This window comes from Methylobacterium sp. R2-1 (genome assembly GCF_014191355.1).
Lineage (GTDB): Bacteria > Pseudomonadota > Alphaproteobacteria > Rhizobiales > Beijerinckiaceae > Methylobacterium.
On record NZ_JACHWM010000012.1, the window covers coordinates 113255 to 139378 of the forward strand.

Here is a 26124-nt window from a genome sequence, read left to right on the forward strand (position 1 = left end):
AAATGACGTTACCCCGCATCCTCCTCCTGTCCCTCGGCGGGACGATCACCATGACCCGAAGCGGCGAGGGCGGGATCGTGCCGACGCTGACGGCCGCCGACCTCGCGGCCTCGGTGCCGGGGCTCGCCGCGGTGGCGGCGGTCGAGACGCTCTCGCCCCTGCGCCGACCGAGTGCCGGACTGACCCTCGACGACCTGATCGGCGTGGCGCGCACACTCAACGACCGACTCGCCGGCGGTCTCGACGGAGCGGTGGTGATCCAGGGCACCGACACGATCGAAGAGACGGCCTTCGTGCTCGACAGCTTGGTCGCCGGCGACAAGCCCGTCGTCGTCACCGGAGCGATGCGCGGGCCGGAAAGCGCCGGGGCCGATGGGCCCGGCAACCTGCTGGCCGCGGCGATCGTCGCGGGAAGTGCGGCGGCGCGGGGGCTCGGCGTGCTCGCCGTGCTCAACGACGAGATCCACGCCGCCCGACTGGTGCAGAAGGCCCATACCGCCCTGCCCTCGGCCTTCCGCTCACCGCTCGCCGGTCCGATCGGGCTCGTGATCGAGGGCGAGACCCGGATCTTCCTGCGCCCCGGCCGCGGCCCCGTTCTGACCGAGTCGTTGCGTGAGGAACCGGCCCCGGTGGCGCTCCTGAAGATGGGCATCGGCGACGACGGGCGCCTGCTCGCCGCCCTCCCCGGTCTCGGTTTCCGCGGTGTCGTGATCGAAGGAATGGGCGCGGGCCACGTGCCGGAGGCGCTGGCGGAGACCGTCTCCGCCCTGGTGGAGCGGATTCCAGTGGTGCTCGCCTCCCGTGCGGAGACGGGTCCTGTGTTCTCGCGCACATACGGATATCCCGGCGGCGAGATCGATCTGCTGGCCCGCGGCGCATTCTCGGCCGGCATCCTGTCGGGTGTGAAGGCGCGGCTGCTGCTCCAGATCCTCCTTCGGGCGGGCGTCGATCGGGCGGGCTACGGGTCGTTCTTCGCGGATCCGTGATCGCCGGTCCCAGGCCATGAACAGAAGCTTGTGTCATGTCTGCCATGCGGTCAGCGGGCGCGTTGTTCACCCTTGCGGCGTCCTCTAAGGACACGACATCCGGTGAGGCCGCTACCGGCCCCTCCGGTGGCGGATCCTCGGCGCGCCGCTGACCCCTTCGACCGACGTTACCTTCGAGGCAGCGCATGGCGCGCGACACGTCCGACACCACCCCGCTGACGACGCGGGACGAACTGATCGCGTGGTTTTCCGCGGGCGAGAAGCCGCGCGAGCGCTTCGCCATCGGCACCGAGCACGAGAAAATCCCGTTCTACACGGCCGACCACACCCCCGTGCCCTACGAGGGCGAGCGCGGCATCCGGGCGCTGCTGGAAAATCTCGGCCGTGAGACCGGTTGGGAGCCGATCCAGGACGCCGGCAACATCATTGGGCTCGCGGGCCAGGAGAACGGAGGCCTGGGCGGCGGCGCGATCTCGATCGAACCCGGCGGACAGTTCGAACTCTCCGGCGCGCCGCTTCCCGACATTCACGCAACGGCGGCCGAACTCGACGAGCACCTCGCCGCGACGAAGCGCGCGGCGGCGCCTCTCGGTATCGGATTCCTCGACCTCGGCATGAGTCCGAAATGGACCCGCGAGGCGACGCCGCAGATGCCGAAGAGCCGCTACCGCATCATGCGCAACTACATGCCCAAGGTGGGCAAGCTCGGTCTCGACATGATGCTGCGCACGGCGACCGTGCAGGTGAATGTCGATTTCGCCTCCGAGGCCGACATGGTGCGCAAGATGCGCGTCAGCCTCGCGCTCCAACCCATCGCCACGGCGCTCTTCGCCAATTCCCCCTTCACCGACGGACGGCCCAACGGATTCCTGTCGCGCCGCTCCGAGATCTGGCGCGACACCGACGCCGACCGTACCGGCATGCTCCCCTTCGCCTTCGACGAGGGTTTCGGCTACGAGGCTTACGTCGACTGGCTGCTCGACGTGCCGATGTACTTCGTCAAGCGCGGCGAGACCTACCACGACGTGGCCGGCGCCTCGTTCCGCGACCTGATGGCCGGGCGCCTCGCGCAATTGCCGGGCGAGCGGGCCACTGTGTCGGACTGGGCCAACCACGCCTCCACGGTCTTCCCGGAAGTGCGGCTCAAGCGCTTCCTCGAGATGCGCGGGGCCGATGTCGGTGGGCCTGCGATGATCGCCGCGCAATCGGCCTTCTGGGTCGGGCTCCTCTACGACGAGACCGCGCTCTCCGCCGCTTGGGACCTCGTGCGCGGCTGGTCCACGAGCGAGCGAGAATCGATCCGCGCCGCCGTGCCGCGGCTCGGGCTCCATACCAGCATCGGCGGGCGCTGCCTCGGCGCGGTCGCAGCGGAGGCACTGGCCATCGCCCGCACCGGCCTGCAGGCGCGGGCGCGCCGCGACGGGAGCGGGCGCGACGAGGCGGTCTATCTCCAGCCGCTGGAGTCGATCGTCGCCGCCGGCCGCAGCCACGCGGAGGAGCGGCTGGCCGATTACGAGGGCGCCTGGGAAAAGTCGGTGGATCCGGCCTTCACCACCTGCACGTTCTGAGTTCGACGGAGGCTCCCGGCCCCCTGGCCCGGGCTCCCGGCACAGGCCGCATCGCGCGCTTCTCGGGCTGACTATTCCGCTGCGGCGCTCATGGGCGGCGTCAGGCGGTAGAGGATGTAGGGACCGCCCGCGCGCCCCGTATCCAGCGGATCGAGACCCCACCCGCCCTGGCGCAGATCGTCCGCGAGAGAGGCCCAAAAGCGGTCGGGCGCGTCGTCGAGGATGATCGCATGGGTGGCCCCGCTGCGCCGGGCGATCGCATCGAGGGCGCGGAACCGCTCGGCTCCGCCGCTTGGTGCCGTCCAGCGCCGGTGGTCGGCATTGCTTTCGGGTGATTTCAGACCGACGAGGTCGGTGAGCGGCAGGTCTGTGACGGAGGCGATCACGCCGGCATCGTGGATCAGCAGGTGCGCCTGCGGCAGGTTCGCTTGCACCCATTGCGCGACGGCCCGGTACTGCGCCACGCGTTCCTGAGCGGCGGCGATATCGGTCGGGAATGCCAGGGCGACTGCGCCCTGAGCGAGGATGAGAAGACGCAACAGGCGTGAGCCCCGCGCGACGCCGAGGCGCATCGCGGCAAACAGGGCGATCGGCAGCAGCGCGAAGGTGTAGCGGTGCCCGTTATGCGCGAGCACCTCCCAGTTGGTCAGCGCGAAGCCGAGGATGAACAGGCCCACGAACCACCGCAGAGCCGATCCCGGCCCGTCACGGCCGAGGAAGAGTAAAGCCGCCGCCGCCGGCCCGATCCCGCCTACGGTCATCGCGGCGGCGGAGAGGACGCTCTCGGGCAGGCTGCCGGAGGGCCGGCCGAAGAACGCGTGCTTGGCCGCCATCGTCTGCGGCAGCAAGGCACCCGTTGCGGCAAGGCTCCAGAGCAGCCAGGGGCTGGCCGCCGCCAGTGCGACCGCCGCATCCATCGCAACGGCGCGCAGGACCTTCGCGCGATCGGGTCCGGCGGTGAGCCGCAACCAAGCCTGCCGCGCTATCAGGACCAGCGAGAGCAGGCCGAGTTCGGGCCGCAGGAACGGCAGGAGCCCGCAGACCAGCGCGAGCCGCCACGACGGACGATCGAGGGCGAACACCAGCGTCCAGGTCACGGCGGCCATGACGAGGCCGGTCTCCAGACCGTTGAGGAACTGGCCGGCGCCCGAGGCCATTCCCACGAGGGCCAGCGCGGCGCCCTCCCGCCAGGGCAGGCCGAGCCGTTGCGCCAGTGTCAGCAGCCCGGCAAGGAACAGCACCGGCCCGACACCGGCGACGAGGTAGGAGGCGGCCTCGCCCGGCAGCACGAGATGGGACGCCGTCACCAGGACGAGGTGGATCAGGCTGCTGGCTCCGACGAGCGCCGGGACGCCGTAATTCGGGTCATGCCCCTCGATCAGGACGCGCGCGTTGTGGAGCGTGATGTAGGCGTCGTCGAGGGGGAAGACCCAGCCGCCGCGCACCCACCAGAGCAGCGCCAAGCCGAGACAGGTGGCGGCACACAGCGCGACGCGTAGATCGGGCTCGACGCGTCGATCGAGTTCGGTCTGCGCGATCGACGCGGATGCGGTTGCGGGCGAGACGGTCATCGGGATCGTACCGTGATACGTCACGATCAGATCATGCCGGCCTTACCCACCGGTGAAGGATCGTGGCGACCGCTCGGCCGGCCTGCCGCAGGGCGGGTCCCGTCCAAGAGCCCACCCCGTGACGAATTTTCGCCAGGGGTAAGCTTTGCCGTTGGAACGCGTTCGACGCTTCGTTGTTCCTTTGCGTGTTCCTTAATGGCTAAGGAGTCCGCATCCATGTCCCGCATCACGACCCTGGCCCTGGCCGGCCTGACCGCGGCGAGCCTGACCGTGACGGCCGTTCCGCCCGCACAGGCCGCGCCCCTGCCCGCGATGAACGCCGCGCAGGTCGGCGGCGGCAACACCACCGTCGACACCGTCGGCTGGCGGCGCGGTTATTACGGCCCGCGCTACGGCTACGGCTACGGATATCGCCGCCGCAACATCGGCGGTGCGCTCTTCGCCGGCGCGGCGCTCGGCCTAATCGGCGGTGCGATCGCCGCCAGCGCGGCCCCGCGCTATTACGGCGGCTACTACGATTACGGCTATGCCCGCCCCGTCGGCTACTATGGCGGCTATGGCTACGGCTACCCGGCCTATGGCGGCTATTACGGCTACGGTCCCTACGGCTGGTAGCCGATGCGTCCATCCGTGAGACGATCGCCCCGCCGGCTGGGTTCAGCCGGCGGGGCTTTTTCGTGCTATGCGCCGCTTCCATGCCCGAGACTTCGCAGGACGGCGCGGTCGAACTCGACTTGAGCGGCCTCAAATGCCCCCTTCCGGCGCTGCGCACGCGCAAAGCCCTGCGCGCCCTCGCGCCCGGGGCACGCCTTGCCGTGACCGCGACCGATCCCCTGGCGGGGATCGACATCCCCAATGTCGTCCGCGAGGAAGGGGCCGCTCTGGAGGCACAGGAGCGAGACGGTCCGGTCGCGCGCTTCCTGATCCGTCGCGGTGCCGACCGGGCGCACGAGCAAGCCTGATCCCGAACAAGCCCTGCCTGGAGACGCCATGCCCCCCGAGATCCGCGGCACCCGCACCATCCACGATGGCTGGGCGAGCTTTCTCGTCGCCGAGGTGACGACCACCGAGGGGACCGAGATAACCCGCGAGATCGAGGATCACGGCGAGGCCGTCTGCGTGTTGCCCTACGACCCGGAGCGGCGGGTCGCGCTGCTGATCCGCCAGTTCCGCGCACCGCCGTTCTTCACCGCGGGCGTGACCGATCTGCTCGAAGTGCCCGCGGGCCTGCTCGACGAGGCCGACCCGGAGGAGGGCGTGCGGCGAGAGGCCTTCGAGGAGACCGGCCTGCGGCTGTCGCAGTTGGAACCCATCTCCACGGTATGGAGCCTACCGGGGATCTCCACTGAGCGGATGCACCTGTTCCTGGCCCCCTACGCGGAGAGCGACCGGGAGGGACCGGGCGGCGGCTTGGCCGAGGAGCACGAGGCGATCACCGTGGTGGAGATGCCGCTTGCCACTCTGGCGGCCATGAGCGAGGCCGGCGAGATCACCGATATGAAGACGCTGGTGCTTCTGCTCTCCTTACGCCTGCGCCGTCCCGAACTCTTCGCCTGATCACCGGCTTGCGGGCCGGCCGGCAGCGCCTATCATCCTCTCACGCGGAACGGATTCTCTCGCACCAACGGAGGCCGCCGCGCGGGAGATGCGCCCATGTCGTTCTTCATCGGAATCGCCGGTCCCTGGCTCGTGGTTTCGGCCCTCCTGCTGATGTGGCACCGGCGGGAGGAAGAGCGCCCAGCGCGGACCGTGACCGTCGAGCCGGGCGGGTATCCGCCGCGCGCGTGAGACTCGGCGGGGGCCTCGTCCGCCGGCTCCCGCTCCATCTCCGTCCTGCATGGCGCACGGGCCCCGCCGAACCAACGGCCACGCCATGGGTTGTCGAGGCTCTGCGCCCCCGTTGCAGCCCGTCGTCACCGGCTCGTCCGAACGACCGCGACGGCCCCGGCGCGTTCCGTTCGAACCCGACGCGCCGCCCTCTCCGTGGGAGCCGTCGAAGCTGGAGTGACGTATGGACATCGCCCTCGACAAGGTCTCCGAGATCATCCTGCGGCTGCGGGCGGTCGAGGTGAAGGAAGGCGCGACCGATCCGGATTCGGGCTCCAACCCGACCGACGACGGTTCGATCGACATACTGGTCGGCGGCACCGACGACGCCACCGAGCAGGAGATCCGCAGCATGATCGCCGGGCTCAACGAGGACGAGCGGGCCGATCTCGGAGCGCTGCTCTATATCGGCCGCGGCGACTACGAGGCGGCGGAATGGCACACGGCAGTCGGCTTCGCCAAGGAGCGCGAGGCGGCGGGTGACACGGTGATGCGCGAGTTGCTCGGCACGCCGGATGGGGCCTCGCTGCTCGAGGAAGGCCTCGACGCTCTCGGCATCCCCATGGAGACGCCCGAAGCATCGTAGCCGGCATCGCCGGCTCGAGACGGCCCGTACAGAGCAGTATCGGCCCGGGGCAGGTTTCCCGGCCGATACTGCGTCACAGGTGAAAGCGGTCAGGGTTCGCAGGCCAACGCCTTCGCACCGATGGCGACGAACTCCGCCGCGGTCCGCAACTCGTCGTCGATCCGCGGCGTGCGGGCCACTACGGTGGCTTCGCGCGCCAGACGGTCGTTACAGGAGCAGGTGGGCAGGCCCTGACCCACGGGGGGCGAGCAGGCGTCGTGGTGCATGCAGGCCCGGTCGAGGGCATCGACTGGGGGAAGGCCAGCGCCGCGGCTGCCCGGGCCGCAGTAATTGCCGTGGAAGACCAGCGCACCCTGCGGCAGACCATTGCCGAGATCGGGCGTGGTCGGTCCTTCGATGGCGGGCGTCTCGACGACCGGCGCGGCGACGGATTGGGCGGAGGCGGCCAGCGGCGCGAGCCCGAGCAGGACAGCCGAGAGCACGGCGACCAGGGGAAGGCGCCGGGTGGCGGGGTAGGCAAGAGTGGCCACGTTCAAAATCTCCGTTCGAAACGCTCCCCTCACAGTCTTCGCCAGCCGGGTTCATCACCCGCCCTCGGAAGGCTGAGCCGTTCAAACGATTGTTCCGTGGTTGTGGTTCACTCTTTCAAGCAAGAAACAAGCCAGGGACTTGATTTCAGAACTTATAGTTCAAGCCGCCGCGCACGATCCCGAAACCGGATTCCGAACGATCGGTCCCACGATAAGCAGGAACTCTCACGTCTTGGACGGTCGTTCCGGCCCCTCCTTGTCGAGATCGACGTAGAGCCCTTCGACCTCCACCGAAACACGCTCCGCCAGGGCGTATTCGATGCCCGCACAGGCGGCGTAGCCCAGCCGCATGGCACCGGCGCGCGTCCCCAGGAGGAGGAGACGCCCGGCGGCGCCCGCGGCATCGGCGGCGATAGGCACCATCCGCCGGTCGGCTCGATCGTCGTCAACGACCTGCGCATCACCCATCCGCCGGACGTGCGCGTGCGCATCGACGGTGCGCCGGCACGGAGCGGGCGCGGTTCCGATAGGCAAGGTCCCGGCAAAGGCGGCTTCGGCGGCGGGGGCGCCACTGACGCCCGCAAAGGGTGCGTCAGCGGCTGCGCAGGATCAGCCGGTCGCCGCGCACCTCGTAGGAGGGCAACCGGTCGAGGAAGCTTTGGCCGAGCAGGTTGGTGGTCAGCACACCGGGCCGGCTCACCATCGCGTTGACGTCGCGCTCGGTGATCGGCCCGACCGTGATCGAGTCGAGCCGAATCGGCGCGGTGAGCGCGGTGCCGTTGGCGGTGGAGACGCGCTGGGTGAAGGCGCTCTCCGGCGGCCGGATGCCGAGCCGCTCGGCGGTCGTGGCGGTGAGCACGACGCTGCTCGCCCCCGTGTCGAAGACGAAGCGTTCTTCGGCGCCGCCGTTCACCTCCGCCAGCACGGCGAAGTCGCCGTCGGAGCGGCGGGTGATCGTCACCTCGCCGCCGGGTCCGAGTACGGCGGTGCCGGGGCGCAGGGCTCCGACGACATTGGCGCCGACGCGCTGCGCGTCGTCGCGATAGGTGTAGCCGACGACGATCACAGCGCCGATGGCAAGCCAGATCAGGATCGAGCCCAGGGTCTTACCCGGCAGGGCGAGTGCCTGCCGCCAGCGGCCCGCGGTGAGAAGCAGCAGCAGCGCGGTCATCGAGACGAGGCCGGCGAGCTGATCCGAATCGAGCCCCATCACCGGGCCGCCATCATGGTTGGCGATCAGGACGGCGAGGCCGATCCCGAGGATGGCGAGGCCGAGCCACATCGTCACGCGCGCAGATCCCGCTCAGGGTAGGCCCGGCGCAACCGCTCGGGCAGCACCGCCATGACCGCCAGCCGCTGCGGCTCGGAGAGCGAGCCCCACAGCCCGATCTCATCGCGCGTGCGCCCGCAGCCCTCGCACAGGCCCGTCACGGCATCGAGCACGCACACCTTGGTGCAGGGTGAGGAGGCTTTTTTCGAAAGGGTCGCTGTCATCGCCCGTGCAGATGGGACGGAGCGGGTCCCTGAATCAAGGGTTTTGCCACGAGCCTCACCCCTCCCGCGGGTCGTCGGATGGACTGCGCTTCAACCACCGAATCGGGTGGACGAGGATGCGCTTTCCCACGTCACCCTCCCAATGGGTCCGCAATCCCTGCGCCTCAACAGCCGCCACGATCTCGGCGGCAATGCCGGCCATGGTCTCGTCCCGGTCGTCGAAGGCGCCGAAGGCGAGGTAAAGTCCCCCGTCGGCGACGACCGCCTCGACATCCTGCCCGTGGTAGAAGACGAACCCGCGCGACGGGCGCCCCCGCTCCCTGCGCTGATGATACACCTCGGCCGCGTCCGAGATCCCGTCCGAGCGGGTGTACCCGGCACCGTGCAGCGCGATGATCCCACTGGCATCAAGCGCGTCGAAGGCAATGGCAAGGCGCTCGAAATCCGTCTCCAGCGGCCACGTCGCCTCGTCGGCCCGCTTGCGTGCGAAGGCTCGGGCCACCTCCGCCTCGATCCACCGGCGATCGTCGGGCGCGATCTTGTCCGGGCTCAGGTACTCGTCCTGGATCGTCTCGAGCGTCGAAGCTTCGGTCTCGAAGCCGCCCCGCGCCAGGATCTCGATCCGCTCGGCGGTGTCGGCGCGGTCGATCGTTTCCGCGGGCGTGTCAGAAGGCGTCCGACTCTGCGCCGCCCGTCGGCCGGCGAGGAGCCCGCAGAGGACCTTCAGCATCGGGCGGTCCTAGGTCTCTGATGTTGCATCGTCTTTTTCCGAAAGCCGGCAACCACCTTTCGGGACGATGCTCTAGGCCGTCGCCGCCACCAGGGCCAGCAGCACCGCGATCTCGCCGATCTGCTGGCAAGCACCGACGACGTCGCCGGTCTGGCCGCCGATCTTCCGCTCGGCCAGCGCGCTCAGGCCGAAGGCCGCGAGCGGCGCCAGCACGAGGGCAAAGACGAGCCCCAACGGCGGCAGGCCGAGGACGGCGGCGATTCCGGCGAGGATCAGGCAGAACAGTCCCGCGATTCCCAGCGTCGCGCGGCTCGGCCGGCCGACGGCGGCACCCGCGCCACCCGGACGGGCGGGGTCGAGGATCGCGAGCGGGATCAGTGCCACCGTCCGCGATAGGGCGGCAGCGAAGAGCAGCGATACGGCGGCGAGCGAGCCGGACCGGTCGAGCAGGGTCGCGAGCATCGCCGCCCGCAGCGCCAGCCCGAGGAACAGCGCGGTGCCGCCGTAGGCGCCGATGCGGCTGTCACGCATGATCTCCAGGCTGCGCTCGCGGCTCTGCCCGCCGCCGAACCCATCGGCGACGTCGGCTAGGCCGTCCTCGTGCATAGCGCCCGTGATGAGCGCGAGGGCAACGAGCGCCAGGGCAGCGGCCACGAAGGGGCCGAGCCGGATCTCCCAGGCGAGCACCAGCACCAGGGCAGCAGGCCCTGCGATCAACAGCCCGGCCAGGGGCAGCATGCGCGGCACGGTACGGAAATCCGGCGCGGCATAAGGCGCCGGCTCGTCGGGCAGGGGCGGGATCGGCAGGCGAGTGAAGAAGCGGAGGCAGGCGGCGAGGTCGTAGACCCATTCCGCCCCGGGAAAGGGCGGTCCTAGATCGCGGCCGCTGCGCTCGATCATTCCGTCCCCCTCCGTCCGGCCGCCTGTACCGCGGACCCATCCGCTTCTATAGCGCCGGGAGCCTCCTGCCTGCTACGCGGCGCCGCCTTCTATCCGGTGGCAATCTCCGCGCCGATCGGGCGACCTCCTTTCGTGTTTCCCTGGATCCGCCGCGCACGAGCTCTTCCGATGCCCCCCAGCCCAACCTCCGACGCTTCCCCCTTCGCTGACATTCGTCGCCTCCTCACCGAGATGCCCGGCCCCGACGGGGATGCGGTCGCCGCGATCCGGGCGCGGGACGCACAGCTGACCAAGCCGCCGGGGGCGCTCGGGCGGCTCGAAGCGTTCGTGGAGTGGCTCGGCGCGTGGCAGGGCAAGGCCAAGCCGACCCTCGACCGGCCGATGGTCTGCGTATTCGCCGGCAGCCACGGCGTGGTGGAGCGCGGCGTCTCGGCCTTCCCCGCCGCGGTCAACCGGCAGATGCTCGAGAACTTCGCCGCCGGGGGCGCGGCGATCAACCAACTCTGCGCCGCCTACGGCCTCGGCTTCCGGGTGTTCGACCTCGCCGTCGACCTGCCGACCGGCGATATCTGCTCCGGGCCCGCGCTGGACGAGAAGGGCTGCGTGGCCACCATGGCGTTCGGCATGGAGGCGGTGGCGGCCGGCACCGACTGCCTCGCGGTCGGCGAGATGGGCATCGGCAACACCACGGTCGCGGCGGCGATCTACGCCGCCCTCTACGGCGGCCAGGCCGAGCACTGGGTCGGGCGCGGAACCGGGCTCGACGCGGCCGGCCTCGCCCGCAAGGCGCAAGCCGTGCGGCTGGCGCTCGACACCCACAAGGATCATCTCGGGGACCCGCTGGCGGTGCTCGCGCGGCTCGGCGGCCGGGAGATCGCGGCCATGGCCGGTGCCATCCTCGCCGCGCGGCTGCAGCGGGTGCCGGTGGTGCTCGACGGCTACGTGGCGACCGCCGCAGCGGCCGTGCTGCACGCCGCCGACGCGCACGCCCTCGACCATTGCATCGCCGGCCACCGCTCGGCGGAAGGCGCGCATGGCGAGGTGCTGGAACGGCTCGGCCTCAAGCCCGTCCTGTCGCTCGATATGCGCCTCGGCGAAGCGTCGGGCGCGGCCCTGGCACTCGGCCTCTTGAAGGGCGCGCTCGCCTGCCACCGCGACATGGCGACTTTCGAGCAGGCGGGGGTCTCGGGCAAGAGCGCGGAGTGAGACGCGCCGGCTAAGACGGCCTCACGAAATTCTCGGCCATGGACCGTTCTCCCTCCGGCGGCGACAGGGCAGCGGGAGTTCTGTGAGAGGCACTGAGACGCGCGGACGGGCTCGTCAGGCCGCCCGCGCGCGCCGGGCCAGGGTCGCTTCGGCCGCGGCCTTGTCGGCGCCGAGGTTCACGGCGGCCAGGGTGTCCATGCCGCGGCTCGCGGGGAAGGTGACGATCACCTCGGTGCCCTCGCGCGGCTTCGACTTGAGCTGGAAGCCGCCGCCGTGGAGATCGACTAGGCCCTTCACGATCGGCAGACCGAGGCCCGAGCCCTGCTCGGCGGTCTTGATCGCCAGCGAGCCGCGCCCGAACGAGGACATCACCGTGCCGAGCTCGTCCTCGGGGATGCCGGGTCCGGAATCCTTGACGCTGACATATTGCCCGCCCGACGAGGTCCAGCCCACCTTGATCGTGATCTCGCCTCCCGGCGGCGTGAATTTCACCGCGTTCGACAGGAGGTTGAGCACGATCTGGCGCAGGGCCCGCTCGTCCGCCCAGAGGCGCGGCAGGGAATCGTCGATCAGGCTCGCGAAGGTCTGACCCTTGCTGCGCGCGCGCAGGGTCATCATGTGGCGGCACTCCTCGACCGTGTGGGAGAGCTGAACCGCCTCCTCGCTCAGGTCGTAGCGTCCGGCCTCGATGCGCGAGAGGTCGAGGATCTCGTTGATGAGATTGAGCAGGTGCATCCCGCTGTCGTGGATGTCGGTGGCGTATTCCCGGTAGGCCGGGGCGGCGTGGGCTCCGAACACCTCGTTCTTCATCACCTCCGAGAAGCCGAGGATGGCGTTGAGCGGCGTGCGCAGCTCGTGGCTCATGGTCGCGAGGAAGCGGGACTTGGCGAGGTTCGCCTCCTCCGCCCGCCGCCGCGCCTCGTCGGAATTGGCCTTGGCCTGTTCGAGCTCAGCGAAGATCGCGTCCTTCTCCGCCCGCGATTGCAGGGTGCCGACGGCGGAGGCGTAGAGGCGGCGCGCCAGCCCGGCGAAGAAGATCTGGCTCGCCACCGTCATCGCGACGAGGAGCATCGTGTCCATGTCGCGGGAGAAGAGCAGCAGCGACAGCGCCGCCAGCATCAGCGGCAACAGGCCAGACAGGGCGGCGATCGGCACGGTCGCGGCGAGCATCGTCGTCACCGCCGCGACGATGACGAGGCCGAACAGCGCGAGGGTGCGGGCATCGGGAATGCCGACGAGCAGCAGCATCGCCCAGGCCAGGCTCTGGCCGAACTCGGCGGCGATGAAGAGGCGTCCCCAGCGCTTGAGGGGCAGGCTGTCCGGCGCCTGCCGCAGGAAGCGGCGGCTCAGGAGCAGCATCAGGGCGGTGGCGGCGAGCGCCCCGGCCGCCCAGAAAGCCGCGGTCACGGCCGACACCCAGATCGAGGAGGCCCCCGCTACCACCATCGCCAGCACGAGGAGCGGGATGCCCGCGCCCACCCTGTACTGGGCGTAGAGGCGCAGCAATTCGTAGTCGAAGGCGCGCTCCAGCCCGCTCGTGGAGGTCAGCCGTTCCCGGGCCGAGCGCATGTCGCGCGCGATGCCGCGGCGCTTGGCCACTTCCTGCGAGGAGGGCCCGCGCCCGCGCTGAACCATCTCCGCTGTGAGGTCGGCCATAACAGTCGAAATCGCCAATCGGGAGCGGAATGCGGGGACCGGTCGTGGTCTTGCTGCGCACGGGCCGAGGTGGAGAGCCGACAGCCTGCCCTCGAACCGTTAAGAAGCGGCTTCGACACTCCCGCGAATTGCTCCGATCCGGATCGGGAAAAGCTCATTTCGTATCCAGGTGCGCTGCCGCACATCAGGAAAGGCGGTCCGGGATCAGAATCGGAACGATTCCAAGTGACGTCTCGAAGTGATGCTCCCGAGCACCTCCCCTTGCGGAGCGCGGCTGAGAGCCTGGGCGCTTCGTGCGGCACGTCGATCACGGAGTGCGCCCATGCTGACCCTCAACCTGAACGGCGTGGTCCGGGAGGTCGATGCCGACCCCGACATGCCCCTGCTCTGGGTGATCCGCGACCGGCTCGACATGACCGGCACCAAGTACGGCTGCGGCATCGCCCAGTGCGGCGCCTGCACCGTGCACCTCGATGGCCAGCCGGTGCGCTCCTGCCAGACCCGCATCGGCGACGTGGGCGAGGCCAAGATCACGACGATCGAGGGCGTCCAGGGCAAGGTGGCCGACGCGGTGAAGGCGGCGTGGCGCGGCCTCGACGTGGTCCAGTGCGGCTACTGCCAGTCCGGCCAGATCATGTCGGCCATCGGCCTGCTCACCGACAACCCGAAGCCCAGCGACGCGGATATCGACGGCGCCATGGACGGCAATGTCTGCCGCTGCGGCACCTACCAGCGCATCCGCGCCGCCATCCACGAAGCCGCCCTCTCGCTCGCCTGAGCCGCCTCGCAGCCCATCTGAACAAGGAGCCCGGCATGCTCAAGCTCGATTCAATCGATGCGCCCGTCCCCTCGCGGCGCGCCTTCCTCACCGGCGCGGCGGCGGGTGCCGTGCTGCTCGCCTTCCGACTCGACCTGAAGGGCGCCCGCGCTGCGGCCGGCTCGGACGCGCTGTCCAAGGCCCCGGCCCAGCCCAACGCCTTCGTGCGGATCGCCGCCGACGACACCGTCACGGTGATGATCAAGCACCTCGATATGGGCCAGGGCAACACGACGGGTCTCGCCACCATCCTTGCCGACGAGCTCGACGCGGATTGGAGTCAGATGCGCGTCGCTTTCGCGCCGGCCGACGCCAAGCTCTACGCAAACCTGCTGATGGGTCCGGTCCAGGGCACCGGCGGGTCGACGGCAATCGCCAATTCCTGGTTCCAGCTCCGCAAGGCCGGTGCCGCAGCCCGCGCCATGCTGGTTGCGGCGGCCGCCGAGAGGTGGGGCGTGCCGGCGGCTGAGATCACCGTCGCCAAGGGCGTTATCGGCCACAAGTCCGGCAAGCAGGCCCGCTTCGGGGAATTCGCGGAGGCGGCCACCGCCAAGCCGGTGCCGCAGGAGCCGCGCCTTAAGACACCGGCCGAGTGGACGCTGATCGGCCGGCGCGTGCCGCGGATCGATTCGGCCGCGAAGACCGACGGCACCGCGATCTACTCCCTCGACATCCGCCGCCCCGGCCAGGTCACGGCACTCGTCGCCCACCCGCCGCGCTTCGGCGCCACGGTGAAGTCGGTGGATGCGGAGGCCGCCCAGGGTATGCCGGGCGTGGTCGGCGTCGTGACGATCCCGACCGGCGTCGCGGTGATCGCCCGTGACACTTGGAGCGCGATGAAGGCCCGCGAGGCTCTCAAGATCACCTGGGACGACTCCGCCGCCGAGACCCGGTCCTCGGACGCGATCCTGGCCGAGTACCGCCAGACGGCGAAGACCCCTGGCCTCGTCGCCTCGCAGGCGGGCGACGCCGACGCCGGAATCAAGGGTGCCGCCAAGGTGTTGGAGGCCGAGTTCTCGTTCCCCTACCTGGCCCATGCGGCGATGGAGCCGCTGAATGCCACGATCGAGCGGGCAGCGGACGGCAGCTACGATGTCTATGCCGGCTGCCAGATCCAGACCGTCGAGCAGGCTGTGCTCGCCGCGACGCTGGGGGTCACCACGGACAAGGTCCGGCTTCACACCCAATGGGCCGGCGGCTCGTTCGGCCGGCGTGCGACGCCGGGCGCCGATTACTTCGCCGAGGCCGCCGCAATCGTGAAGGCCTGGGACGGCAAGGCCCCGGTCCACCTCGTCTGGACCCGCGAGGACGACATGGCCGGCGGCTATTACCGACCGCAGGTCTACCACACGGTGAAGGCCGGCCTCGACGCCAAGGGCCAGATCACCGGTTGGCGTCACGCCATGGTCGGCAAGTCGATCATGATCGGCTCGCCCTTCGAGGCGATGCTGGTGAAGAACGGCATCGACTCCACCACCGTCGAGGGCGCGTCCGACACGCCCTACGCCCTGCCGGCCTACCGGTTCGAAGTGCACAATGCCCGCGAGGGCGTGCCGGTGCTGTGGTGGCGCTCGGTCGGCCACACCCACACCGCCCACGTGATGGAGGTGTTCATCGACGAGCTGGCGCATGCCGCGAACGCCGATCCGGTCGCCTACCGGCTCTCGCTGCTGACGCGGGCGCCTCGTCTGTCCGGCGTGCTGCGGCTCGCGGCCGAGAAGGCGGGCTGGAACCAAAAACCCTCCGAGAAGGGTCGCGGCCTCGGCGTGGCCGTCCATGAATCCTTCGGCTCCTACGTGGCGATGGTCGCCGACGTGACGGCGGGCGATTCCACTGCGAAGGTCAACCGCATCGTCGCCGCGGTTGATGTCGGCATCGCCGTGAACCCGGACGTTGTGCGCGCCCAGGTCGAGGGGGCGGTTGGCTTTGCCCTCTCGGCGGTGCTGCGTAACCGCATCACCCTCAAGGACGGCGTCGTGCAGGAGACGAACTTCGACAGCTACCAGCCGACGCGCATCTCCGAGATGCCGCGGGTCGAGGTCCACATCGTGCCCTCCGACGTCGCCCCTACCGGTATCGGCGAGCCCGGTGTGCCGGTGCTGGCGCCGGCCATCGCCAACGCGGTCTTCGCCGCGACGGGTCAGCGCCTGCGCTCGCTGCCGCTCGATCTCTCGGCCCTGCGCGGAGCGTGATCGACCGGTTCGCATCCTTGCGCGCCTCCCCTCCCCGCCGACCCTGGACCGGGATCGACGGGGAGACGGACCCGATACTGGACACATCTCGGCGAGGTGCGCCTCCACGGTGCCCGCCCGCTTTGCAAATTTGGCCGTCCGTCGCTTAGGCTGAGCCCATCGGGCCGCAACGGGGCGTAGGATGGGCGCGAGAACAGAGCCGCCTGCCCGGCCCTCGAAGCGGGAAACGACGGATCAGCAGATCCGCGAACGCGATTGGGCGGAAACACCGCTCGGACCGGCCGAGGCGTGGTCGGACGCGCTGCGCTCCGCCGTCGGGCTCGTGACCCGTCTGAGTGCGCCGGCGGCCCTCGCCTGGGGTCAGGCGCTGACGACGCTGTGCAACGATGCCTTCGCGGCGCTTCTCGGTGCCGTCCCGCCGGGGGTCGCGTTCACCACCCTCGCGAGTACCGGCTGCGACGCGGACTGCGGCGCGGACGGGCTCGCGCGCCTCCTCCGGCGCGTCCGGGCCGGGGAGGCGCTCACTGCCCCCGGGATCGCACTTGGCACGGTTCCCTTCGCACCCGTGGTCACGCTCTGTCTCAGCCCCGTACGCGGCCCCGACGGCGGGGTGGAGGGGGTGCTCGCTCTCGTCACCGGAACCGGGGAAACGGCAACGGCCGCCGTGTGCGAGGAGGCAGAGCGCCGCCGGGCCGAGGCGGCGCTTCGGGCCAGCAAGGAGAAGTACAGCACCCTATTCCAGACGATAGGACAGGGTTTTTGCGAACTCGAATTCATCCGTGACGGGCAGGGTCGTGCCATCGATTTCCGCTACATCGAGCTGAATCCCGCCTTCGAACGTCTGATCGGCCTGCCGGCGGCGCAGGCGCGCGGGTGGCCGGTGCGCGAGGTGGGGCCGGAACTCGATCCTTGGTGGGTGCAGACCTACGAGCGGATCGCCGCGGCGGGCATCCCGGCACGGCTGGAGCGCAGGGCCACGCCGATGGGGCGCTGGTTCGAGGTCTCCGTCTATCCGCAGGCGAATGATCGGCTGCTGATCCTCTACGACGACGTCACGGAGCGCAAAGCGGCCGAAACGGCCCTGCGGGAACGCGAGGAGCGGCAGGCCTTCCTCCTGGCCCTGAGCGACGCGGTACGCACGCTGACTGATCCGGAGGCAATCGAGGAGGCCTGCCGGTTGCTGGGCGAGCGGCTGGCGGTCGACCGAGCCTCCTACGTCGCCATCGACGACGCCGGAACCGCGCGGGTGGCCTGGGATCATCTGCGCGGCGACGTTCCCTCGCTGGCCGGAGAGCACCGGATCGCGGACTTCGCAGGGTCGCTCGACATCCTCCGCCGCGGCCGGTGCCACGTCGTGGCCGACACGCAGACTTCGGCCGCGGTTCCGGAGACCGCCCGTCCCGGACTAGCGGCTCTCCGGATCGCCGCCTGCCTGAGCGCACCGCTCATCGAGAACGGCAGCCTGGTGGGCGCCCTCTGCGTCACGCATGCGACGCCGCGGAACTGGACGCAGACCGACATCGGATTGCTGCGCGACGGGGCCGAGCGGATCGGGTCCGCGCTCCAGCGCGGCCGGGCGGAAGCGGACATCCGGCGCAAGAACGCGGTGCTCGAAGGAATCAACCGCATCTTCCGCGAGGCGCTGACCGCGCGCACGGAGGAGGAGCTCGGCCGCGTCTGCCTCGCGGTCGCGGAGGACGTGACGCAGAGCGCCTTCAGCTTCATGGGTGAGGTCAACTTTGAAACCGGCCGGTTCGACGAACTCTGCATCAGCGACCGCGGCTGGAAGCATTTCAGCATGGACGACCCCGCCTTTCCGAGCGGGAAGGCACCGATGGGCCTGGCGATCCACGGCCTGTACGGCCGGGTGCTGCGCGACGGGAAGGGTCTCATCGCCAACGAGCCGCAGACGCATCCCGACCGGATCGGCACGCCGAAGGGTCACCCGCCCCTCAAGGCCTTTCTCGGCGTGCCGCTGAAGCGCGAGAACCGGACCATCGGCATGATCGGCCTCGGCAACCGGGAGGGTGGCTTCCGCCGGGAGGATCTGGAGGCCGCCGAGGCGCTGGCTCCGGCCATCCTCCAGGCGCTGCTGAGCAAGCGGACGGCCGACACCCTGCGCGACAGCGAGGAGCGGTTCCGCAGCCTCACCGAACTCGTGCCGAGCTTTCTCTGGAACACGGATCCCGAAGGGAAGTCCACCGTCACGAACCAGCAATGGTGCGACTACACCGGCCAGACGCAGGAGACGGCGCAGGGGGGCGGTTGGCTGGCGACGCTCCATCCCGACGAAATGGAGGAGACTTGGCACGCCTTCACCCACGCTCTCGCCACCGGCCGCACCCTGGAGCTGCAGCAGCGCATCCGCCGCCACGACGGGTCCTACCGCTGGTTCCTGATCCGCCACGCCCCGGCCCGCGACGCGCAGGGCCGGATCGGGCGCTGGTTCGGTGCGGCCACCGACATCCACGACCAGCATCTTGCGGCCGAGAACCTTCGGGCAGAGGAGGCGCGCCAGGCCTTCCTTCTCGACCTCGCCGACCGGCTGCACGGCCTGACCGATCCGCAGGCAACCCTGCGCGCGGCGGTCGAGGCGCTGGGGCCTCATCTCGGCCTCAGCCGGGTCGGCTACGCGCGTGTCTACGGCGACGGCGAAATCCTCGAGCGGCAGGTGCGCTACACCGCGGTTGAGGAGCCGGCCCTGGGGCCGCTGCGCATCAGGGATTTCGACGAGAGCTTTCGCGATCGGCTTCACCGGGGCGAGACGATCATCGTGAACGATGCTGCCGACCTCCGGAACCCCGACTTCTACAAGAAGGTGGATATTGGCAGCCTCCTGGCGGTTCCGCTGGTGCGCGACGGCCAGTTGCGCGCCCTGTTCTTTCTCAACGACCGCAAGCCCCGGGTCTGGTCGCGCGCCGAGGTGGCGCTGGCCGAGGACGTGGCCGCCCGAACCTGGGATGCGGCCGAGCGGGCGCAGGCCGAGACGGAGTTGCGCGCCAGCGAGGCAAGGCAACGCGCCCTGGTCGAAGGCATTCCCCAGCTCGTCTGGCGGGCGGACCAGGACGGCGGCTGGAGCTGGGCGAGCCCGCAATGGCACGCCTATACCGGCCAGACCGAGGCCGAGAGCTGCGGCTCCGGCTGGCTCGATGCGCTCCACCCCGACGACCGCGCCCGGGCGCGGGAGGCCTGGAACGGGGCCGCCCTGGCGAGCGCACTCACCGTCGATTACCGCATCCGCCACGCCGCGGAGGATCGCTACCGCTGGTTCCAGACCCGGGCACTGCCCGTACGTGGGGAGAACGGTATCGTCGAATGGTTCGGCACCTCCACCGACATCGACGACCTGCGCCGGCTTCAGGAGCAGCAGGGTGTCATGGTGGCCGAACTGCAGCACCGCACCCGCAACCTCATCACGGTGGTGCGCTCGCTGGCCGAGCAGACCATGGCCGGAAGCGCCTCCATGGAGCTGTTCCGCAGCCGCTTCTACGACCGGCTCTCGGTGCTCTCGCGGGTGCAGGGCCTTCTCTCCCGCTCGGCTCTGGAACCGATCACCCTGCACACGCTCATCAGCACCGAACTCGACGCCCTGGGCGCTTGGGAGGCGGCCGAACGCATCTTTCTCGACGGCCCATCCGTGCGGTTGCGCAAGGCGACGGTGCAGACCTTTGCGCTCGCCCTGCACGAGCTCGCGACAAACGCCCGCAAGTACGGCGCCCTGGCAGCCGGTGGGGGACGCCTGAGCGTGACGTGGCGCACCTACACCGAGGGCGAACGGACGCGGCTGGCTCTGCGCTGGCAGGAGACCGGCCTCGAGCGCTCAGCCGAGGAGCAGGCTCCGCAGCGCCGCGGCTTCGGCCGCGAACTGATCGAGAAAGCGCTGCCCTACGCGCTGGACGCGCGCACCCACTACGAGCTGGATGAGACCACCCTGCACTGCTCCATCGACCTGCCGCTGACCGAGCGGTGCAAGCCGAGCCGGTAGGGATGCCGTCGCTTCGAAGAAAACGGCCCGGATCGACGATCCGGGCCGTCCGCATCGCCGGTGTGAACCGCACTTACCAGCGGTAGGTGAAGCCGCCCTTTACCGCGTGATCCTGGGCGCGGGCGCCCACTTGTCCCGTATAGGCGAGCCCCAGCGTGGTGCTGGCCGAGACCCTCAGGTCGAGCCCGGCGCTGGCGACCAAGGCGTCGCGGTCGATCGGGATGCCGGCGCTCACGAAGGAGGCACCGCCCTGGAAGGCGAGCAGCGCGGTCGGGATCACGTCGCCGAAGGCGCGGCGATAGCCGACGAGGCCGTGGGCCACGACCGGCGCTCCGAAGCCGAGATCGAGCAAGGTCTGAGCGCGCAGGCCCACGGTGGCCGTGCCGACATCGTTGTCCCGGCCGAGCCCGCGCAGGGCCGCGGCCCCGCCGGTCTCGAGGAAGCGGTCCTGTCCGATATGGACGTAGGCGCCGCCGACGAAGGGCTCGATATAGGCGAGCGGCGCGGCCCCATTCGGCGAAAGCACCGCCGCGGATGCGGTGAAGGGGGAAGCCAGCGCGAAGCGGTAGCCGAGTTCGCCGAAGCCCTGGATCGTCCGGCCGCCGTAGCGCGCCGTCTCGCTCTCGGAGAGGCCGGGCAGGGTCACGCTGCGGCGGGTGCGCAGGCTGTTGTCGGCGTAGACCGCGCCGAGGCGCAGGGCCACCGGCCCGAACTCGGTGCCGCCGTAGACGCCACCGAAGGCACTCTCGATCTCGCCCGACTGCAGGCGCCCGGTCGTGTCGAGAGTGGTGCGGCTGTAGCCGCCCGCGACACCGATCCGGAAACCGTTCTCGAGCCGCAGGTCGGCGCCGAGCGCGAAGCCGGCGGTCTGACGGGTCAGCCCGGCGGCGTTGCCGTCGCTGCGAGCGTCGCCGAAGCTGCCGAAACCCTGACCCCACAGGCCGAACACCCGCGGATCGAGGGTCGCCACCGCCATCGGCGCGGAGCGGCCGGGCAGGTCGGCGGTGTAGGTCGCCGGCACGGTGCCGGACACCTCCGGAGTGCCGCCGCGACGCAGGCGGTCGAGCAGCGTCTCGCGCACGAAGGAGGCGGTTTCAAACGCGGCCGATGTCGTGCTCGCATGGACGTCGCCGGCCAGCCCGACGAAGGCGCCTTGCGCCTGCGCGGCGGTCAGGCCGACGACACGGTCGTTGAGGGCCGACCCGGCCGCGGTATCGAGCCCGGCGGCGGCGGCGGCCTCGTTGCGGGTCCGGCCGAAAGCCGCGAACGGCGTGCCGTTGCGGGTGATCGTCAGGTCGACGGTGCGGCCGGTGTAATCGAGGCCGCTCGTCAGGAAGGCGTAGTTCGGCCCGCTCACGCCGTCGAACCGGCCGGTCACGGCGCTCGCGGTGAGGATGCTGTAGCGCCCGGACGGGTTGATCACGCCGGCAAGCGGCGTGAACGCCACGGTGCCGCCGCCGAGAACCGCCTGGCCCGTCACGGCGACGCGATCGGAGGTTCCGCCGGTCGCGGTCTCGACCCGCAGCGTCGAGCCGGAGGCGAAGCGAGCATCGCCCGCCACCGTCAGCGTCCCGAGCGCACCGCCCTGGCCGCCGCCGGGGCTGACGGTGCCGCCGTTCCGGACCACGAGCCCGCCGACGGTGCCGGCACCGCCGAGCAGGCCGCCCGCCGCCACGGTGGCGCGGCCGGCAATCGCGCCGTCGGCCACGAGCGTGCCGGTGTTGCCGACGGTCACGTCGGTCGCGATCCGGTCGCGGGGATCGAGTTGGAGCGTGCCGGTGACGTTCTGGAAGTAGGTCGAGGCCGCGTAGAGGTCGAGGCGGGTCCAGTAGCTCAGTGGCGTGCCGTAGAAGGCGGCCAGCGCCTCGCTTTCCGTGTTGACCACGATCTGATTGATCGTCGCCGTCTGCAGGCTCGCGGTGAGACCGCCGTTCGGGGCGATCTGCTGCGCCGCCGCGCTGCTGCCGCCGTAGAGCGGCGCGAGCAGGATCGAGGCGTCGGGGCCGTTGGCCGGCGCCGCCTCGCGCGGGGCCTGCGCGAAGGTCAGGGTCGGCAGGCCGTAGGTCATGCGCTGGCGGTAGATCGCCGCGTTGGCGTCAGTGGGGAGGTAGGGATTGCCGGTGGTGTTGGCGGTGCTCGTGGCACAGGTCGCAACGGTGGCGCCGCATTGGGCGGCGAGGTAGCCCTGAAGCTCGCTCTGGGCGCGGGTGAACAGGTTCGGCAGGTTGATCGCCGTGCCGGTGGTCGCGGCGTTGTTGATGTAGGCCGGGTTGGTGAGGCCCTGGGCGATGTCGTAGGCCGAGAAGGCCCGCGAGGCGATGATGTCGAGCGGGTAGTGGACGCCCAGCACGATGCGGTTGTTGGCGTAGTCGGAGGCCCGCAGCAGCATGTTCTGATATTGCTGCGGCACCAGCATCGCGAGCAGGTAGCCGTCCGTATAGGCGTACTGGGTGTGGCCGCTCGGGAAGGACGGATTGGTGGCGATGCCGTTCAGCGCGGTCGGGTCGAAGATGTTGTACTGGCTCGGCGCGACCTGAATCGGGCGCGAGGAGCCGTACACGTCCTGGCCGGCCCCGGTGTTGCGCACGCCGTAGGCGAGGTCGAGCACGCTGTCATAGCGGTTCGGGAGGGTTCCGGTGGTGCCGGCCGCGCCGGCGGGCGAGCCCGCGGGGATCGTGTAGGATGCGGTCGGCAGCGTGTAGCCCGCGGGTGCCACCGCGGTCGCCGGCACGTAATTGGCGGGCGTGGTGCTCGGATTGCTGGGCGCGCTGTTGGCGAAGTAGTTCTTCGCCACGCCGAGATTGGCGCTGAACACCGTATAGGCTTGGTTCAGCAGGTTGAAGCTGTTGGTGAGCGGGCCGCTCGTCGCGTTGCTCGCCCGGATTCCGGTCTGGTAGATCGCACCGAGTTGAGGGCCGAGACCGCCGACCGGCTGGGACGGGGCCAGGCCGCCCGCACTCTGTGGCGCCTGAGGCGGCAGACCGCCCGCGAGGTTGTCCGCCGGGCCGAGATTGACCCGGCTGCCGTTGATCAGGGTGATCGTGGTCGTGAAGGACGCGCTGCCCGGCAGCGCCTTGTCGCTGATCGCCCGCTGCTGATCGGCCAGCGACGCGGCTTGGTTCTGCGCCACCGCCTGGGACAGGTTGAGCTGGAGCGTCTGCTGGCCGACAGCCGTGTTGTTCAGGCTGAGGAAGGGCGCCAGCAGGTTGAGCACGTTGACGTTGGCGGGATTGGTATTAGCCGTCTGTGCGTGCACTGCTGTCGCGCCAAATGCGCCGATCAGCAGGGCCGCGAGCGAGACGCCGTCCGCGTAACGCATGGAAAGTCCTCCGGAAACCGAATCGGCTGAGCCGTGGGGAGGACCCTTGATCAAGCTGAGCCGTTGCGCCTGTTCATAATGGCGTCACATTGCTCTTTGTTATTCTCGTTGTGATCTTGCAACACCTGAATTATTGAGTCTGACGCAGGGATTAAGATTACATTTGCCAGCTTATCAATGCGATCTGGCCTTTGGAACCGACGACAATCCGACGAAAGGCGTCCGTCCTGCGCCTGAGTATCGTGCCCGGCCGCGCTGGATCGGGCTGCGTGTCCTCGGCGCCTCGTTCCGACGCGTGCGGGCCGGTCCGCTCTCCGGTCCGGCGGCGCTCCGCCTAATCCCCGCTCAGCGCCTGTTCGATCCCCCGCGCGACAGCGAGCGCCCGCCCGTCGTCGCCGAAGCGGGCGATCACCTGCACCCCAAGCGGCAGACCGTCGCCGGGCACCGGAACGTTGACGCAGGGCACACCCATCAGGGTCCAGAGCCGGTTGAAGCGCGCATCCCCCGTCGAGCCGAGCCCGTGCGGGGCCCGGCCGACGCTGGAGACCGTCAGGATCGCGTCGATATCCGAGAACAGATCCTTGAGGAGACGGCGCGCACGGTGCGCCTCGCGGCGGGCGGCGTCGTAATCGGCCGCGCTGAGATCCTGCGCCCGGTCGAGCTGGCCGCGCAAAACCGGCGGCAGAGCGTCGCGGTGTTCGGCGTATTCCCAGGCGAGTGCTTGGCGCGCCTCGAAATCCTGCACGGTCGGGTGCGCGGCCCAGGCTCGCGCGAAAGGCTCAGGCAGGACGAGATCGCGCACCGACGCTCCGGCCCGCACGGCGGCGCGGGCCGCGCGATCCAGCGCGGCGAGCGCGTCCGCGTCGGGACTGCCGGCGAAATCCTGGAGGCAGAGGGCGAGGCGCGGGCGTTCCGGCGCGGCCGTCTCGATCCCCGGCCGCTCCGCGATCAGGGCCAGCGCATGGGCGATGTCGGCAACCGAGGCGCCGAACAGGCCCAAAGTGTCGAGCGCCCAGGAGAAGGTTTTGACGCCCACCGTCGGCAGCAGCCGGAACGAGGGCTTGATCGCCGCGACCCCGCAGAAGGCCGCCGGACGGATCACCGAGCCGCCGGTCTGCGTGCCGAGCGCCAGCGGCAGCATCCCGGCGGCGACGGCCGCGGCCGATCCCGAGGAGGAGCCGCCCGGCGTGTGGCAGGGATCGCGCGGATTCACGGTGGCGGCGGGATCGAGTCCGGCAAACGCCGTGGTCGCGGTCTTGGCGAGCGGCACAGCGCCGAGCGCCCGCAGCCGCGACACGATCGCCGCATCCGCTCTCGGCCGCCAGCCGGAATAGATGCCCGAGCCGGACTCGGTCGCCATGTCGGCGGTGTCGATGATGTCCTTGATGCCGACGGCGATGCCGGCGAGCGGCCCACTCTCAGGTATCGCCGCTTCGGGCACGGTGCGCAGCACGGCGCCAATGGCGGGGTCGCGCGTGGCGATCCGTTCGCGCGCCGCGCGAACCGCGTCCGCGGCGGAGAGGGTGCCGTCCGCGATGCGGGCGCGGATGTCGAGAAGCGAGATCATGCGCATCCGAGTCACGGCCCGTATCGAATCTGTCAACAGCGCTCCACACGGGGGCAGATCCGATCCCGCATCGTTAGCGGCTCGTTTACGCGACGGTGCGCATCGTCCCCTCCATGTGGCGTAAAGCGTTAGCGTTCTCGGCCCTGGTGCTGTTCGGCGCGGGGCTCACGGGCTGTGCAATCAACCGGTTCGAGCGCCGGGAGGCATGGCGCGACCAGGCCGAACAGATGTGCATCGCCCGCAAGCTGGTGCAGCCGACGGCCTATGTCTCGCTTGCCAAGGAGATCGACGGCCCCGGCCCCTGCGGGATGCAGCAGCCCTTCCGGGTGACGAAGCTCGGCGGCGGCACGGTGGCGCTCAAGCAGCGCATGACACTCGCCTGCCCGGCGCTCGCCGAGGCCGAAGCGTGGCTCGCCGACACGATCCAGCCTGCCGCCAACCTCTATTTCGGCGTGCCGGTGGCCGAGATCAACGCGGGCTCCTATTCCTGCCGCGGCCGCAACAATCAGGCTGGCGCCAAGCTCTCCGAGCATTCCTTCGGCAACGCGCTCGACATCATGTCCTTCACGCTGGCCGACGGCCACGTCATCACCGTCAAGGGCGGCTGGCGCGGCACCGAGGCCGAGCAGGCCTTTTTGCGCGAAGTCTTCGTAGGAGCCTGCGCCCGGTTCTCGACGGTGCTGGCACCGGGATCCAACGTGTTCCACTACGACCACATCCACGTCGACCTGGCGATGCACGACCCGCGCGGTCTGAAGCGCATCTGCAAGCCGCTGCTCAAGTTCGAGTCGCAGCTCACCGCCGCCGACGGCTCGCCCCGTCCGCTGGCCTCCCCCCGTCCGCCCTCGCGCCAGACGATCCCGACCCAGGCGCCGATCGACGTGGAGGAGGACGACCCCTACGGCGTCGCGCCGACCTCGTCTCGCACCACCGGTACGCGGGTCGCCCGTGCCCCGGCCGCCCCGGCCCCCACGGCCTACGCCGCGGCGCCGGCTCCCAGCCGAGCGCGCGCCCCGGTCCCGGCGCATGACGCGGCCTACGAGCCCCTGTCGCTCGCCGCGCCCCACGCTTCGGATCACGCTTCGGACGAGCCGATCTACTAATCAGCGCACATCGTCCCGAAAGGTGGTTTCCGGCTTTCGGGACGATGACGAGACGATGACGAGTCATGAGGTGTGCCCGGCACACCC

At 70.2% G+C, this 26124-nt stretch carries 22 protein-coding genes; 12 read left to right on the forward strand and 10 right to left on the reverse strand.

Going from position 1 to position 26124, the window contains the following annotated elements; genetic code table 11:
* Positions 1–2 precede the first annotated feature (2 nt).
* Both FHU13_RS17425 and FHU13_RS17430 read left to right on the forward strand, forming a co-directional pair.
* The gene (locus FHU13_RS17425; protein WP_183437127.1) at positions 3–986 is read left to right on the forward strand and encodes an asparaginase; all 984 of its coding nucleotides are present in this window, start codon (positions 3–5) and stop codon (positions 984–986) included.
* 185 nt (positions 987–1171) lie between these two features.
* Entirely contained in the window at positions 1172–2554 is a 1383-nt protein-coding gene (locus tag FHU13_RS17430) for a glutamate--cysteine ligase (RefSeq protein ID WP_183437128.1), read from the forward strand.
* Between the two features lie 71 nt (positions 2555–2625).
* Here the strand turns inward: FHU13_RS17430 and FHU13_RS17435 are convergent, their stop codons facing one another.
* The gene (locus FHU13_RS17435) at positions 2626–4149 is read right to left on the reverse strand and encodes a hypothetical protein (protein ID WP_183437129.1); all 1524 of its coding nucleotides are present in this window, start codon (positions 4147–4149) and stop codon (positions 2626–2628) included.
* A gap of 192 nt (positions 4150–4341) precedes the next feature.
* Here FHU13_RS17435 and FHU13_RS17440 point away from each other — a divergent pair, with 192 nt between their 5' ends.
* From FHU13_RS17440 to FHU13_RS17455, 5 genes are all read left to right on the forward strand, one after another.
* Positions 4342–4740 carry a hypothetical protein gene (locus FHU13_RS17440; RefSeq protein WP_183437130.1) on the forward strand — a complete coding sequence of 133 codons (399 nt, stop codon included), beginning with the start codon at positions 4342–4344 and terminating at the stop codon, positions 4738–4740.
* Positions 4741–4820: 80 nt separating this feature from the next.
* A complete protein-coding gene (locus tag FHU13_RS17445; protein ID WP_183437131.1) occupies positions 4821–5087 on the forward strand; it encodes a sulfurtransferase TusA family protein in 267 nt (88 codons plus the stop codon).
* 28 nt (positions 5088–5115) lie between these two features.
* Positions 5116–5682 (forward strand): NUDIX domain-containing protein, encoded by a 567-nt coding sequence (locus tag FHU13_RS17450; RefSeq protein ID WP_183437132.1) that lies wholly within the window; start codon positions 5116–5118, stop codon positions 5680–5682.
* A 96-nt stretch (positions 5683–5778) separates the two neighbouring features.
* Positions 5779–5913 (forward strand): hypothetical protein, encoded by a 135-nt coding sequence (locus FHU13_RS28250; protein WP_281411621.1) that lies wholly within the window; start codon positions 5779–5781, stop codon positions 5911–5913.
* A gap of 223 nt (positions 5914–6136) precedes the next feature.
* Positions 6137–6538, forward strand: a complete 402-nt coding sequence (locus FHU13_RS17455) for a DUF3775 domain-containing protein (RefSeq protein ID WP_183437133.1) — start codon at positions 6137–6139, stop codon at positions 6536–6538.
* A gap of 89 nt (positions 6539–6627) precedes the next feature.
* Here the strand turns inward: FHU13_RS17455 and FHU13_RS17460 are convergent, their stop codons facing one another.
* From FHU13_RS17460 to cobS, 6 genes are all read right to left on the reverse strand, one after another.
* Entirely contained in the window at positions 6628–7068 is a 441-nt protein-coding gene (locus tag FHU13_RS17460) for a hypothetical protein (protein ID WP_183437134.1), read from the reverse strand.
* Positions 7069–7293: 225 nt separating this feature from the next.
* Positions 7294–7536, reverse strand: coding sequence for an outer membrane protein (locus FHU13_RS27850; protein ID WP_246714721.1), 243 nt, complete (start codon positions 7534–7536; stop codon positions 7294–7296).
* A gap of 124 nt (positions 7537–7660) precedes the next feature.
* Positions 7661–8350, reverse strand: a complete 690-nt coding sequence (locus FHU13_RS17470) for a TIGR02281 family clan AA aspartic protease (RefSeq protein WP_183437229.1) — start codon at positions 8348–8350, stop codon at positions 7661–7663.
* Between the two features lie 2 nt (positions 8351–8352).
* Entirely contained in the window at positions 8353–8562 is a 210-nt protein-coding gene (locus FHU13_RS17475) for a DUF1289 domain-containing protein (protein ID WP_183437135.1), read from the reverse strand.
* A gap of 55 nt (positions 8563–8617) precedes the next feature.
* Positions 8618–9292 carry a DUF6891 domain-containing protein gene (locus FHU13_RS17480; protein WP_183437136.1) on the reverse strand — a complete coding sequence of 225 codons (675 nt, stop codon included), beginning with the start codon at positions 9290–9292 and terminating at the stop codon, positions 8618–8620.
* A 72-nt stretch (positions 9293–9364) separates the two neighbouring features.
* Positions 9365–10192, reverse strand: a complete 828-nt coding sequence (cobS, locus tag FHU13_RS17485; RefSeq protein WP_183437137.1) for an adenosylcobinamide-GDP ribazoletransferase — start codon at positions 10190–10192, stop codon at positions 9365–9367.
* Between the two features lie 168 nt (positions 10193–10360).
* On the opposite strand from cobS, the gene cobT reads away from it, so the two are divergent.
* Positions 10361–11398, forward strand: coding sequence for a nicotinate-nucleotide--dimethylbenzimidazole phosphoribosyltransferase (gene cobT, locus FHU13_RS17490; protein WP_183437138.1), 1038 nt, complete (start codon positions 10361–10363; stop codon positions 11396–11398).
* A gap of 114 nt (positions 11399–11512) precedes the next feature.
* Here cobT and FHU13_RS17495 read toward each other — a convergent pair whose 3' ends face one another.
* Positions 11513–13054: a sensor histidine kinase gene (locus tag FHU13_RS17495; RefSeq protein WP_183437139.1), complete on the reverse strand. Its 1542-nt coding sequence runs from the start codon at positions 13052–13054 to the stop codon at positions 11513–11515.
* A 322-nt stretch (positions 13055–13376) separates the two neighbouring features.
* On the opposite strand from FHU13_RS17495, the gene FHU13_RS17500 reads away from it, so the two are divergent.
* From FHU13_RS17500 to FHU13_RS17510, 3 genes are all read left to right on the forward strand, one after another.
* Entirely contained in the window at positions 13377–13832 is a 456-nt protein-coding gene (locus FHU13_RS17500) for a (2Fe-2S)-binding protein (RefSeq protein ID WP_183437140.1), read from the forward strand.
* Positions 13833–13867: 35 nt separating this feature from the next.
* Positions 13868–16063: a xanthine dehydrogenase family protein molybdopterin-binding subunit gene (locus tag FHU13_RS17505; RefSeq protein ID WP_183437141.1), complete on the forward strand. Its 2196-nt coding sequence runs from the start codon at positions 13868–13870 to the stop codon at positions 16061–16063.
* A gap of 181 nt (positions 16064–16244) precedes the next feature.
* Positions 16245–20048, forward strand: a complete 3804-nt coding sequence (locus FHU13_RS17510) for a GAF domain-containing protein (RefSeq protein WP_183437142.1) — start codon at positions 16245–16247, stop codon at positions 20046–20048.
* A 73-nt stretch (positions 20049–20121) separates the two neighbouring features.
* Here the strand turns inward: FHU13_RS17510 and FHU13_RS17515 are convergent, their stop codons facing one another.
* Both FHU13_RS17515 and FHU13_RS17520 read right to left on the reverse strand, forming a co-directional pair.
* The gene (locus tag FHU13_RS17515) at positions 20122–23367 is read right to left on the reverse strand and encodes an autotransporter domain-containing protein (protein ID WP_183437143.1); all 3246 of its coding nucleotides are present in this window, start codon (positions 23365–23367) and stop codon (positions 20122–20124) included.
* 334 nt (positions 23368–23701) lie between these two features.
* A complete protein-coding gene (locus FHU13_RS17520) occupies positions 23702–24934 on the reverse strand; it encodes an amidase (RefSeq protein WP_183437144.1) in 1233 nt (410 codons plus the stop codon).
* A gap of 113 nt (positions 24935–25047) precedes the next feature.
* On the opposite strand from FHU13_RS17520, the gene FHU13_RS17525 reads away from it, so the two are divergent.
* A complete protein-coding gene (locus tag FHU13_RS17525) occupies positions 25048–26037 on the forward strand; it encodes an extensin family protein (protein ID WP_183437145.1) in 990 nt (329 codons plus the stop codon).
* Positions 26038–26124: the final 87 nt, after the last annotated feature.